General features: G+C 48.3%; 7 protein-coding genes and 1 pseudogene. 1 reads left to right on the plus strand and 7 read right to left on the minus strand.

The annotated features are described in order from the left end of the window. Nucleotides 1-12: 12 nt before the first annotated feature. The 5 genes and pseudogenes from H3H32_RS23135 to H3H32_RS23160 all read right to left on the minus strand — a co-directional run bounded on the left by H3H32_RS23135 (nt 13) and on the right by H3H32_RS23160 (nt 10,597). A complete protein-coding gene (locus H3H32_RS23135; RefSeq protein ID WP_182457974.1) occupies nt 13-1,239 on the minus strand; it encodes an ABC transporter permease in 1,227 nt (408 codons plus the stop codon). Between the two features lie 96 nt (nt 1,240-1,335). Continuing rightward, on the minus strand, nt 1,336-1,968 hold the full coding sequence (locus H3H32_RS23140) for a PDDEXK family nuclease (protein WP_182457975.1): 633 nt from the start codon (nt 1,966-1,968) through the stop codon (nt 1,336-1,338). 338 nt (nt 1,969-2,306) lie between these two features. Further along, nucleotides 2,307-5,730: pseudogene (locus tag H3H32_RS38440) on the minus strand (VCBS repeat-containing protein). Nucleotides 5,731-5,842: 112 nt separating this feature from the next. After that, nucleotides 5,843-7,396, minus strand: coding sequence for a SusD/RagB family nutrient-binding outer membrane lipoprotein (locus tag H3H32_RS23155; protein ID WP_182457977.1), 1,554 nt, complete (start codon nt 7,394-7,396; stop codon nt 5,843-5,845). Nucleotides 7,397-7,414: 18 nt separating this feature from the next. Further along, nucleotides 7,415-10,597, minus strand: a complete 3,183-nt coding sequence (locus H3H32_RS23160) for a SusC/RagA family TonB-linked outer membrane protein (RefSeq protein WP_182457978.1) — start codon at nt 10,595-10,597, stop codon at nt 7,415-7,417. Between the two features lie 399 nt (nt 10,598-10,996). On the opposite strand from H3H32_RS23160, the gene H3H32_RS23165 reads away from it, so the two are divergent. After that, nucleotides 10,997-11,992 carry a 3-hydroxyacyl-CoA dehydrogenase family protein gene (locus tag H3H32_RS23165; RefSeq protein ID WP_240543469.1) on the plus strand — a complete coding sequence of 332 codons (996 nt, stop codon included), beginning with the start codon at nt 10,997-10,999 and terminating at the stop codon, nt 11,990-11,992. A 359-nt stretch (nt 11,993-12,351) separates the two neighbouring features. Here the strand turns inward: H3H32_RS23165 and H3H32_RS23170 are convergent, their stop codons facing one another. Further along, complete coding sequence (locus H3H32_RS23170; protein WP_182457979.1) at nt 12,352-13,149, minus strand: endonuclease/exonuclease/phosphatase family protein; 798 nt, start codon at nt 13,147-13,149, stop codon at nt 12,352-12,354. Nucleotides 13,150-13,189: 40 nt separating this feature from the next. Further along, on the minus strand, nt 13,190-14,416 hold the full coding sequence (locus H3H32_RS23175) for a metallophosphoesterase family protein (protein WP_240543470.1): 1,227 nt from the start codon (nt 14,414-14,416) through the stop codon (nt 13,190-13,192). Nucleotides 14,417-14,529: the final 113 nt, after the last annotated feature.

Raw genomic sequence — 14,529 nt, forward strand, 5'->3', positions numbered from 1 at the left:
TCACCCCTGTCTTTATTCCCGTCGAATGGCTTCAACCGGATCAAGCCGGGCTGCTCGCATGGCGGGGTAAGTACCGAAAATAACGCCGATCAGCATCGCAATCACCATGATGATCATAAACGTATTCCAGGTATACGCCATCTGAAAAGGTACATCGGTAAGGGCTTTTACGATCGGTACAAAAGCCATCGTACTCAACAGTCCCAGCGCCAGGCCAAGCAAACTACCAAAGGTTGAAATCGTAATGGATTCCGAGAGAAATTGCCACAATATATCCTGTTTTTTCGCGCCGAGGGCTTTGCGAACGCCTATTTCTACTGTTCGCTCTGTTACCGAAATCAGCAGGACATTCATTACCCCAATGCCGCCAACCAGCACCGAAATTCCTACGATCATACCCATAATCAGACGAAACAGGAGAAACCCTTTAGCCACCTGACTCACACGCTGCTCGTTCGTAATAATCGAAAAATCAGCCAGCTTGGCTTTCATGTTGGTAGTGAGCCAGTTCTCGATCTGTTTTTTCAGTTTAGGCACTTCCTCAACATTTTTGGCTTCAATGATACCCATTGGCGGGGTAGCTTTTAGAACGCTATCCGGAAAGAGCGTAACGGGCATCATCAACTGCCCAACTTTGGCATCTTTATCCGCCGAAATCCCGATAACGGTCAGCAAGGTACCTTTATACACAACTTGTTGATTGATCGCCGTTTTCTCGGGCTTCTTTCCTACCAGTTGCTTCGCCAAGCGCTGATTGATAACCGCAACAGAGCGCTTCGTTTTCAGGTCGGTTTCACTAAACACAACGCCGTGCAGCAACTGTATGTCGGGATGCAGTGGCAAGCTCATACCCGTAACAATTGTACCCATAAGGCGATTATCAGCCTTTGCGGTAATTTCATCGCTTTGGCGACTATAGAGGTAACCCTTTGCTGGTTTTGTCAGACTCGCCCGCAGCTTTAGGAAAGAATCGTAGTTCAGGTAATCGTAATTCTGTTTCTTCACTCCAACCTCATTCACCGATTTATAAAGATTGGGTTGGATCAGAATGGAATTGAGCGATGTCGTTTTCGTGATCTGCTCCTGAGCATACTGCTCCATCCCATCAATCAGTGACAGCATAGCCACTAGCGCGGCCACGCCAATGACAATACCCAATATCGACAGAATAGTATGAAAAAAGCGCGTCCGAATATTTTGGAGGGCCGTCGCAAACGAAACCAGGATTTTCTTGACCATGAGCGGTGCAGTGCTAGCGTAGAAGCCTTAAAGTAAGGCACTTTACTAACTCAATGCGACGCTTATGTGATGAGAGGTTTTCTGACTGATTTCTTCTTAAGCAAAAGGTGAACCTTTTTGGGTTAAATATCGGCCAATGTTAAACGAGATGCCATTCAGTATATCAACGTCTTTGTGCCAGCTATTACCTGCCACCGGGCCGCCGTCGCGGTCATCATTAGGAGTAGCTACGGTCACCTTTTTGGCTTGGGTCGTAATCCAGATTACTTTCTCTACGCCGAATTTCAGTAGTTTCTCTGTTTTCTGGAAAATATAGCTATCGCTGGTAACATCTGTGGGATCGGCAGTAATATCCACTTCAATCACGACCTTAGGAGGCACCTGGGCATAAAACTCATCAATGGCTTCGATGGGTAAGGTAGCATTATCGAAAATGAGAATATCACCCGCTAAATTATTGCGCTTGTCAAGATGAAGACCCGACTCACTGGAAAGGATTATGAAATCATCTTCACTTAACTCCTTAAAAAGCAATCGTTGAACATAGGCCACAACAAATGATTGTAATGCACTTGAACCCATAATTTCTGAAAACGTTTTTGTGCCTGCCAATACCTCCAGATAGCCTTTGTAATGAATAGGCTTACCATCCATGATTTCGTAAATCAGGTACTCAGGCACTTTCGTCTTGGGCTTTCTCCCTTGCACTCCAGATTTGGTTGCTATCATTTCCCGCTCAGTTTTCACTAGTCAAAGATACCCCAAATTTATTATTTGCTTTCCAGTGCTTCGCTATTCTATTAATCGTATCCTCGATCTGTGTCCTCATCTAGCGTGTATACACATCTTATTTCGATCGCGTAGCGATCCAATGTTTGTAGAAAATAGCTAATCGGCTCCTTATGTTGGTCGCGTAGCGACCGAATTAAGCCCAGGTCCGATCGCTACGCGACCCAAAAAGGGGTGGGGATTACTTGCGTTTCTACAAACATTCGATGCCTACGGCATCACTAGAAATGTGTATATACGCTAGGTGAGGACACAGACCAAGGATACAAAAAATACTATTATTTGCTCAACCTAAACGTCCTCACAGCTTTCCCGGTAGCGCCTACCAATAATTCCGTTTTCCCCGCAACCTGTACCGTCGCCAGATCGCGAACGTCGCCGTCCCATAATAAACCCGATTGCTCCATCGGTACGTAAGCAAACTGACCTTTGCCTTTATTCAGAAACAGTTGCCCCCGGTTGGCATCTTCCTTACCTAATCGAACGCGGTTGTATTCTCGATTTCCACCGATTAGCAAATCCGGCAAGCCATCTTGATTGACATCAGCAGTTGTCAGTGCATAGGCAGGGGCCATCTGTGCCTCAATGGGTAACGGCTGCATGGTAAATTTTGGCGTTGCTCCTCCGTCATTATGAAATAACACCGTTTGCAGCGTTGTAGCGTCAAGTTTCTGGGCGCGGTTTAATTCTTCGGGGTCAAACAAATCAGTGATCCTTGCCTTTGAATAGCTGATATAATCCGGGAATTTCTTCCGCAACGTCACCACCTGATCGAGCATTTCGTCGCGGGCGTTAAACGGATGCGGTTCTCCATTGGCACGACCCGTTCGGTCGTAACCGGCCAACACGGGTAACAGCGAACCAGCTACATTCTTAATACCATACAATGTTAAGGGCCGATTGGGAGAAGCCTGAAGCTGGCTATTTAGCCCGGCGTTGGCGGCTATAATGTCGGGGTTTCCGTCGTTATCAATATCCTGAACCAACAGGCGATTCCAGCAGCCAGTTGTGCCAGGCAGCCAGTCGGCAAGTGGCTGAAGCTTTCCCTGTTGAAAGGTGAATGCCTGAATAGGACCAAAATCGGTAGCCACGAGTAGCTCGGGGCGTTTGTCGTGGTTGAGATCAGCAAAGGCGGCATCGGTTACCATCCCCAATCTGGCCAGAACAGGTTGCAGACTTGCTGGTTCGGCAAAGTGTCCCTTGCCATCATTCAGTAATAAATGACTGACAGGAAGTTCGGGGTAGTGACCCGGTACAACTCTGGCTCCAACGAATAAATCCTGATCACCGTCATCGTCAATATCGGCAGCACGCACGCAGGACGCACTCGCCCGAACATCAGGCAATGTGCTGGATTTTGTCAGATGACCTTTTCCATCGTTCAGGTATAATCGCATCTGCAAGCGAGCATCACCAACCGGGAGTTCATATCCAGCACTACTGACGACCAAATCTAAATCGAGGTCACCATCGACATCAACCCATGTGGCTCCTGCATCTTCACAAGCCCGATCGGTGAGTAAGGCTGGCTGGGACATGGGCGTAAATCCAGCGGGGCTAGCCAGAAGAACCTGACCACCCTGACCGCGCCCACCGCCAACAAAAACATCCGGCTGCCCATCGCCATTCGCATCGCCAACGGCGAAATACGGCCCTGTTTGAGATAGCATATACGGCAACAACGGTTGAATTTTGAAATCATTAATGGCTTCCTGTTGATGCGTTATGGCGATCTCATTATCTGCTTGCCAGTAGGATTTGGGCAAAACGGGCGGAGCCATTTCGCCTGTTGGTGCATAGATAATCGTAAGCGGTTCCGTAATTCGAGTTGGCCGAACAAGCTGCGTTTTACCATCGGCCCAACGAATCCGTACAGAATCCACCGCTGTTGTTTTGCCCAGTCCAAACAGCAAGGGCACGTACATGGACGACTGAAATCCACGAACCGGCATGAACTCCTGTATCTGTATTTGACCACCTGCCCAAACGGTGGCGCGTGCTCCCATTATTTTCGCAGGGTTCGGACTTTTTAGTTGAAGACTAAGGTGATTATTTCCACCCTGCTTATCAGCATGGTTTTCGTAGATACTGGCTTCGGCATTCACATTATTGACGACCAAGTCTAAATCACCGTCGTTGTCCAGATCGGCATAAATTGCCCCGTTCGATTGCGATGGCTCGTTCAATCCCCAGGCTTTTGTTTCGTTCGTAAACGTTAACCGTTTATCTGGATCGCCGGACTGGTTTCGGTAGATGTAATCAGGTGCATCGATGCTGGGCATTTTAGCAATCACATCCATCGGATTCGACTGGGCCCCGGTTTGGCGCACCTTCAGCTGCTCGTCCATCGTAAACTTCAGGAATTCCATATTCGTGTAATCGCGGGCATAGCCGTTGCTCACAAACAGGTCTTTCCAGCCGTCATTATCAAAATCGGCAAACAGTCCCGCCCAGCTCCAGTCGGTATTTGACACTCCCGCCAGTTGCCCAATTTCGCTGAAGATAGGAAGAGGGGGACGAAAGGAAGAGGGGGACGAAAGGGAGGAAAGGGATTTGTCGTTGTCTTTTCCCTCTCGTCCCCTTCCTCCCCCTCTTCCCTCTACTCCCTCCCCCGTCCCCCACATTCAATTGCAACATATTGCGCATGGTTTGGTGGTGAAAACCGGCCCGGAGGAGCTGGTTGTATTTATCGTAATTATCGTCGCCGGAAGTTAACTTGATGCGCTCATTTCCTTCGGGAAGCATGTCGAGGGTTAGCAGATCGATTCGGCCATCGTTGTTTACATCGGCCGCATCGGAGCCCATTGAATAGAGCGAGGTATGGCCCATAGACTCCCGCACAACCTCTTCGAATTGGCCGTTCTGCTGGTTGATGTAGAGATAATCGTTTTCGTTGTAGTCGTTCGAGACGTAGAAGTCGAGCCAGCCGTCATTATTGAAATCACTAACAGCCACGCCCAGGCCAAAGCTCAGGACGTTAGACACCATTCCTGACGAGTTTGATACGTCAACAAATTTGCCGCCCGTGTTTCGATCGTTTCGGTATAACTTGCTGGAGTAATTGGGATTCGTCTGTTGTTTAAAATCAGCAATCATGCGGCTGAATCCTGCAAACTCCTGCACCGAGTGGTTGAGCAAAAAGCAGTCCAGATCACCATCGCGATCATAGTCAAAGAAGGCGGCCTGGGTTGAATAGGCTGGATCATCGAGACCATATTCGGCGGCTTTTTCCGAGAACGTCAAGTTCTTGTTATTGATAAAAAGCAGGTTCCGACGAAGCCGCGCATCCGTTGCCGCCGAGCGACAAACGTAAAGATCGAGCCAGCCATCGGCATTAATATCAACCACCGAAACGCCGGTGTTCCAGCCATCGGCAGCACCAACGCCCGCCTTGTCGGTAATGTCCTCAAAAGTTACTTTGCCCGAACCGGGTTCGGTTTTATTCAGGTAGAGTTTGTTGGCGTTCAGGTTGCCGGTGAAGTATAAGTCAGTCAGGCCGTCGTTGTTGAAATCGCCCGCTGCTACGCCCCCGCCGTTGTAGAAATAACCGTATTTCAGGACGTTGAATTCAGGCGATTCGTCCAGCGTATTTTTAAAGGTAATGTTCGTTTGGGAGGACGGGAGTTTCTCAAATAACGTATCAGTATTGTCGCAGGAAGCGAAAAAGATCAGGCAAAAAAGCAAACAGCATATAAATTTCATAGCGTCAATGTAAACACGGAGATACGGAGAATAGCACGGAGGTAACAGAGAAATCTTCTCCGTATCTCCGTGTTGTTCTCCGTATCTCCGTGTTTAATACGGTTATAAGAAATTAGTTTTTATCCCACCACAATGGTGTCGTTACCTTATCGGCACCGCCTAGGAGCGATACGGCTTTAGCAGCCTCCGTTGCATTGGTTTGTTGTTCAACCAGCAGAATTGGGATACGACGGAGAACACCACCCGCCGGAATATCCGGGTTATCAGAGTTCACGACGGGGTACAGTTTTGGAAAGCGTGTCCGGCGATACTCAGCCCAACCTTCAAAGCCATCCGGGAAGATAGCCAGCCATTTCTGTGTACCAATCTGCTCCCGCTGAATAGCTTCGGTGCTACCCCAGGCCACTGGAATATTGCTTAACGGTGCTGATTTCAGATAATCATTCGGTGCCACTGGCGTTTTTGTGCTGGTCTGATAAGCACTGATAGCCGCAGCGCTTGTTACGCCCCATTGGGTCAATGACATAGCGATACCCTTGTTATAGAAGTCCTTCGCCGTACCACCCATGCTCCAGCCATTCAACGCTCCTTCGGCCATCAGGAAATAAGCCTCGGCAGTTGCCATTACGTTCTGAGCGGTTCCCAAACCGGTCGATGTCCAGCGTTGGCCCACGTGCGAGTTAGCATCTGCGACGTTAGCAGGATCGGTTAACTGTGTCGTAGCCAGACCATTGCGCAAACCTTCGTACGTATTGGTTTTTACGGCAGGCAGGAAGTAGGTTGGCAGACGTGGGTCTTCGTAGCCTTTCAGTACCGATTCCATAGCCGCACTCATCCGGAACTCGTTCCAGTCCGACATAATAGCCAGACCATTGTTGTCTCCGCCTTTGGTGCTACGGGCCACTAAAGCGTCATCGTCGGGGCTGGTTGCCAGCACGCCACCCGCTACCGCTGCTTCTGCTTCGGTTTTGGCACGGGCGGGATCAACTTTCGAGATCCGCAATGCCAGCCGGAGACGGAGGGTGTTGGCAAACTTGATCCATTTGTTCACATCGCCACCATAGATCAGATCGAATGATCCATATGGCTTTTCCGACGTTTTGGTTTTCAGCAGCGTCGTAGCAGCGGCTAACTTCTTGAAGAAGTCATCATAGATTTTATCCTGCGCATCGTACGCTACCGACGTAGCGGGTTCACCGGCTTTGAAGTACGGGATTGGGCCAACATAATCGGTCCAGCGGTGAAACGAATACACCCACCAGATGTTCGCCAGTGCATTTTCTGCCGAACTGGCATCGGTATTAGCCAAAATGGTTTTCAACTGGGGCACTACCTCCGTGTACTGGGCCGTCCAGGGCCCCTGTAGCCAGTCCATCCGAATCACGAACCGATCAGAAGGAAAGTACGTGGCAACGCAAGCAAAATACTGGGCGTACTGATCAGAAAACAGGTTTTGACCAACCTGATAGTTACCACCGGGAAGCGTTGCTGCCGATTGTGCTTTCGAAAATAAGTAAGGAATTTCGCCCGCACCAATAACTGATATTTTGGTTTGGTTAGTGTTGATCTCTTCGAAATTCTTCGTGCAGCCAACAGCCCAGAACAACGGAGCCGATAGGCTTGCCGCCACGAGCGTTTGCCGCAATAGCTTTTTATAGGATGTCATAATGACGATAGTTTCGAGTTAAAAAGAAAGTTTCAGGTTCAGACCGATGCTCCGGTTCGACGGCAGTGTACCGTATTCAACCCCCTGGAAGTTACCATTGGTGAGGTTCATGTCTGGATCGAACCACATTTTCCGTTTACCAAGGCCGGGGATGTCCAAAATGGAGCTACCCCGGTAAAACCAGAATAAGTTACGGGCTACAAACGACAGACGAGCCGACTTGATGAAGAAGTTCGATGGAACGGGAATGCCATAACCAAGCGACACCTCGCGCAGACGAACGTTGGTCGCGTCGTAAGCGAAGAACTCGCCCCATCCGTAGCGTTTGCCCGATACAGTTTGCCAGAATTGCTCCGCCGTAATTGCCGTTGTATTGGTTTTGCCTGCACCAACTAAGGTTGACCCATCGGCGCCAGCCACGCCAGCCGTTACACCTGGCAATACCCAGCCACCGCCCCGATTTTGAGCCGTTACTTCAGGAATACCGCTGAACGCCAGGTTCATTTCGGTACCCGACACCGCTATACCACCAAACCGACCATCGACCAGGAAGCGGAGCGAGAAGCCTTTATAGGTAAATGTGTTGGTGAAGCCCAGTTGCATTTTTGGGTTAAAATTCCCGATCAGTTGCTGATCTTTTGTGGCAACCGGCAAGCCCGTCGACGAAACAGATGCATCAGAAACAGTGGAGCTACTCGATTGCGAACCAATCAGGTATTGCCCAGTATTATTATCTTTTGCCCAACGATAGGACACGATATCACCATAAGAACCACCTTCGGCAACGATCGGTGATGCCGACCGACCATATCCACCCGACAGGAATGCCGTTTTGATATCGGGCGACAGACTAACGATTTTGTTACGGTTCAAGCCCATGTTTAAGGTCAGGTCCCAACTGAATTTATCAGTTTTGATGGCCGTTCCGTTGATCACCACTTCAAGACCCATGTTGCGGATGTCGCCCGCATTGATGTACTGATCTTTAAAGCCAGACGCTGGTGCCAGACCTAATTTCAGCAACTGGTTGATCGAGTTCGTTTTGTAAGCTGTAACGGTTGCTCCCAGCCGATTGCCGAAGAAACGAGCATCGACACCAATTTCTACGCTTTTCGTAATCTCAGGCTTCAGATTTCCAATCGCCAGCGTACCATCGCGACTGATAAACCCAGACCCGGCTCCTTGCGAGTAGGAGTAGAACTGATTTAGCAGATATGGATCAGCTGCGTTTCCTACCTGAGCAAAGGAACCGTTGATTTTCAGGAACGAAAGCGGTCCCGACAGTTTCAGTAAATCCGACAGAACAACCGAAGCACCTACCGATGGGTACTGGAACGAGTATGGTTTTGGTAAGGTCGATGCCCAGTCATTCCGTAGACTGGCATTCACGAAAATAGCATCCCGCCATGCCAGCGATGCCTGACCAAACAACGATTGCGTTTGTACACGCGTAAAATCATCAGTTGTGCTCAGGTTTGTACCAAAAGCAAGGTTAAATTTGTTAGGTACGTTCAGACCGTCTGCTATGGCATTGGCCGATTGGTACCGGATATCCTGAATGATGGCACCCGCCTGATAGTCGATCGTCAGATCTTTACCAAGATTGTTTTTTCCTTCAATCAACAAATCGTACCAGCTTTGGGTATTCACGATGGTGTTCCGTGAGAACTTACCACCGGCCTGATTAGCCCACAGAATTGTTCCCTGCGCATAGCTTTCTTCGTTTTTATCGAAGTACTTATCGAGGTTAGCCCGACCCTGAATGCTCAGGAAGTCCGTCAGTTGATACTTCGCCAGAACGAACCCGATAACCCGATCCCGATATTGATTGATGGCCGTCTGATTGGTCATCCAATACGGATTCTGGTAGATAGAGTTCAGCGTCGATGGCCAGGCTGTTGGTGTCATTACATTGAAGGCATTCGGTGCACCATAGTTCTGAGCCGTAGACAGACTAACATTGCGCGGAATCTGATACAGGTCCATTACCGGTGAGTTTTCTTCACCCGTCCGTGGCTTGTTGACCACCGACTGATTGATGTAAGTAATCTTCGCATCGGTCGATAATTTCGAGCTGATCTGGTTCGACAAACGCAGGTTGATCGTATGACGCATCAGGTCATTGCCCGGTACTGTTCCCTGTAACGCGTTATTGGTGTACGACAAATACGTCTGCGATTTCTCCGAACCACCCGTAATACCAATCGAATTGTTGAAGCTTACTGCCGTCCGGAAGAAGTCACGAATGTTGTTCGGTTGTGCCGAATAGGTATCTGCCTGGCCAAGGTAGTTTGTGTAAGACTGACCCGTCATGGCCGCACCCCAGCTAGCGCCAACGGTAGGGTCCATTTTGCCACCGACACCCTGACCGTATTGGTTTTGTACCATTGGCAACGCAAACGGCTTATCGACCGAAACGCCAGCATTCACATCGACCGAAATCCGGCCCGATTTCCCGCGTTTCGTTGTGATCAGAATAACACCGTTGGCCGCCTGGCTACCATACAACGCAGCCGCCGACGCACCACGCAGGACCGTTACATTCTCGATATCGTCGGGGTTGATGTTCGATGCCCCATCGGAGTTCGCCACGCTACCGAAATCATTGGTTGCCTGTCCGAATGTGCTGTTGTTAATCGGAACACCATCCACAACCATCAGCGCATTGTTTGTACCCTGAATAGAGCGGTTACCGCGTAACACAATCCGCGATCCGGTACCTGGGCCACCCGAGCCTTGCGTAATATAGGCGCCAGCAATTTTGCCCTGTAAGGTATTCAGTACGTTACCATCCCGCACCTCATTGATCTGAGCGGGCTTGATAGCCTGAGTTGCATAGCTCAGCGCTTTGGCTTCTCGTTTGATACCCAAGGCCGTCACGACTACTTCGCCCAGCAAACGATCATCGGTTGCCAGCGATACAGTAAGCTGTGATTGCCCCGGCGCTACAGCCACATCTTTCGCCACAAACCCTACTGATGAAACGGTTAGCACCACATTTCCAGCAGGCAACGTCAGCTTAAATTCACCAGCTGCGTCTGTCGTTGTTCCTCGCGAAGTTCCTTTGATAACCACGTTTGCTCCGGAGATCGGCTGAGCCTGCTCGTCGCGCAAGAGGCCGGATATTTGCCTATCCTGTGCCCAAAGTGGCCCGGTTATAGCAAATAGCAGCAAAATGCAACAAAGTACATTTTTAAACATAATGATAGAATAGGTTAGAATGAAATAGTAATCTTAGAGAATATTATTTTGACTTTGAATTAAAATTCGGAATTCTATTGAATATTCTAAGTATAAGCCTGATAGTTCTTAAAAAAATTTAAAATTAATACCCTTTTAATATAGAAAATACAGTATAAAATACCTACAGGTAAAATAGGTAATTACTTAATCTAATATATGTATTTCACAATAAAATCAATAAATAATTTTATTAACAGAAGCATAAATCGCTCTATGAACTTATCTGAAGTAACTTAATGTCTTCGACGTGATCATCCATACTTATTGAATTCTCGTGGCACAAGTAAAACACTTATCTGTAAATCCAAGAAGTTTTTCCATTTTTCCGGTATCATTTATCTTAATCCTGTTCATGCTATGAACCAGTCAATGAATCCAGAAAAAATACCCGTAGGTGTAGTCGGACTGGGACTGATGGGTTGTAGTATCGTAACGTGCCTCTTGATAGCCGGACATCCGGTAGTGGCCATTGCTCCTATTCCCATTGATATAGAAACCGCCGAACCGCGCATTCGGGAACATCTGACAAGAGCCTATCAGGAAGGACTGTTCACGAAAAGCCCTGAGTCGTACCTTGACCAGCTGACAATTACAGAGGATTATAGTCTTCTCAGAGAAAGCAAAGTCGTGATGGAGTGCACGCTCGAAAACGTCGCGATTAAACGATCGGTCTATGAGAAAATCGAAGCCGTTGTCGCCGAAGATGCCCTTATTACCAGCAATACTTCAGCCATTCCGATTAGCCTGCTTCAGCGCGAGGTTCGACTGCCTGCTCGGTTTGTGGGTTTGCATTGGGCAGAACCCTCGCATACGACTCGATTTCTGGAAATTATTTGCGGAGACCTGACCGATATTCCAACGGCCGAATGGCTCTATGAGTTGTCGCACTTATGGGGGAAAGAGCCGACGTTGGTTCGGAAGGATATTCGAGGATTTATCACCAATCGCCTAATGTACGCCATGTACCGGGAGGCCTTTAATCTGGTCGAAAACGGCTATGCGACGGTTGAAGATGTTGATCGGGCCTGCCGAAATAATGCCGGTTACTGGATGACTCTCGTGGGCGTTTTCCGGTGGATGGACTTGACGGGCGTACCCGCTTACCACACCGTAATGAAGGATTTGTTTCCAACGCTGAGCAACCAGACAGAAGTCCCCAAGCTGATCGACGATATTGTACAGGCAGGTGGTAAAGGTGTTTTGAATGCGCAGGGATTTTATGATTACACACCCGAAGAAGCTAAACTCTGGAAAGAAACCTACGAAGAATTCAGCTATGATATTCGTCGGCTGGCGCTCAAATACCCAGCCGATGTCGTGAAAAAGAAGTTAGCTCGTGACGCTGATGACTAGTTATTTTTTGACAGGATTAACAGGATTTGCAGGATTCATTTCTAATGAGCCTGTTTAACCTTTTGTTCGAATGTCCTTTTTGTCATGCTGACGAAGCCGGGCGGCCGGTGCCGAAGCATCTTGAATCACCCTTATTAGATTGTTTGGATGCTTTAAGATGCTTCGGCACCGGCCGCCCGGCTTCGTCAGCATGACAAAAACGCTCTTTTGGTTCCTATTTCAGTAAGTTCAAACAGGTTCAATACAAAAATCTTGTTAATCCTGTCAAAAAAAAAATCATGTTGGTGATTAGAACAGTGTCAGCAACCGGGACGCGTTTTTACGGATAAAATAAAACCCAATCCCGATCGTAATTCCATCTAATACGTTATGCCAAGCTCAGCCACTACGGGCAGGTGATCTGAAGCATACTGTTCGTCAATCACTCGAGTTGACAGGCTTTTAAAGGTGCTCCCCGGTTTGAACATGATAAAATCAATAACACGATTGGGTTCTTTAACTGGAATTGTGGGTTTGCAATCCAGACAACTTCGGGTAAAGTTCTGATCCAGCAGGCCAATGACTTTACTGTCGGGTTGCGCATTGAAATCGCCCGCCAGAATTACGGGAAGCGTAGAATCCTTAAACAGGTTTATGATTAACTCCGACTGAGAGAGTCGATTAGGCTCTTTTAAATCGAGGTGCGTACTGGCAAAGATGACTTTTTTCCCTTTGGCCACTTCTACCGTTATGGCAGCTATCGTTCTGGTTTCGCCACCAATTACGGGGTCGATAGGCAGAATCAATCGTGTTGAGTCGATTATCGGAAATCTGGATAGAACGGCTACCCCATAATCGCCACCCTGATGGTCGATGGCTTTCGAAAAAAAGTAATGCATTCCCGTTAATCGGGCTAGTTCTTTCGCCTGATGTAAGCCTTTCCCCGAACGCTCCGTATTCACATCAACTTCCTGGAGGGCAACAAAATCTGGCTTTTCATTCGTGATCACGCGGGCAATAGCCTCCACCTCAATTTTGGCCCCGGCCGATGGCGGATTGCAGTGGTGAATGTTATAGGTCATCACCCTGAGCTTTTTCATCTTCCGGGCAAAAGGGCCTTCGCCGGCATAGGTTGCCAGCGAAATGAGGGTAAGGAGCAAGCCAATAACTGTTCTCATATGGATGGGGTTGTGCAATAAATTTGTGTCCTTGCAACGATTACGCCTTTGCTTTTTTGGGAATAACATATTTCCCTACTACTTCGCCATCGTCACGAATCATTTTTAGCGAAAGCTCTTTTGGGGTAGCATGGAGTTTTATTAACGTTCGATTCCCTTCCAGCGGGCCGCCACCAATAACAATGGGGTAGTTATGTAGGGCATCAGGATCATGCGTGCCGTAACGGTGGGTATGCCCCGAAATCTGAAGATCGATTTTGGCTTTGTTCAACAGCGGTCCGAACACTTCTTGACCATGCATAGGGCCATGCCAATCGCCAGAATGGTAGGGCGAAATGTGAATAAGTACGATTCGGAAAGGAGCTTTTTTAAACTCGACACTCTCAATTTCCTTTTCCAGCCACTTTTTCTGCGTTTCCCGGTACCGATCAAAGGCCGATAATCCACCATATTCAACACTATCATCACCTTTGTCTTCGCCCGAATCCAGAACAACAAACCGGACTGGCCCGCGGGTAAACGCATAGTAATACTTGTTTTCAGGATAAGCAAAATAGGCTGGCAGGTGCCGGGAAAAACTCCCCCGACATTCATGGTTTCCCTGGGTCAGAATGAAGGGCATTTCAGCGGCAAAAATATCGACCGATGGTTTAATCAGGTGATCGACGATCTGGCTTTCTCCGGTAACCCAGTCAAAGCAGTCGCCGTTAAATACCACGAAATCATAATCTCGTTTGTTGCCCGTATAGCCGTGTCGGTACAGCAGTTGTGGAATAATCTGGGGGCGATCATGAATATCGTTGAACACCACCATCTTGAATTCTTCTTCATTTTCGGCGGGTGTTTTAAAGCCGTACATCGGACTGCTAATGGTTTCGCCAAACTCAACCTTCGAGCCTTTGTAACCCAGAACTTCGGTCGAAACGATCTTGTATTTATGCTCGGTCCCCGGATTGAGATTAGAGAGGGTAATTTTATTGATACGATTATTAGCCTCAATCAATCCGTTGACATACTCAAATTCCCGCTTGCTGGTGTACGTCCCGGCTCCATATTCGACCCAGCTAAAGCAGTTTTTGTGCGTAATCCACATGATTGTCACCTCATGCGTACCCATATTTTGAAGATAGGGACCAGCCACGAAATGATTTTTCTCTTCCGCTGGTGCGGCAACTGCGATATTGGCTAAAACCGGGGCAATAGGAAGCAGACTAAGTGCCCCAAGCTGCGACATTTTTTCAAGGAATAATCGTCTATCCGAAAGCATTGTCATGAAGTAGTTAAGGAAGCTGGTTCGGTATTCAACATGGCCCGTAGGGCCTTCACAGCGTAGCGTCGGTAGAAAAATTGTTTTTGGGGGCAATGTGCCGTCAGGTACAT

Source organism: Spirosoma foliorum (assembly GCF_014117325.1).
GTDB lineage: Bacteria > Bacteroidota > Bacteroidia > Cytophagales > Spirosomataceae > Spirosoma > Spirosoma foliorum.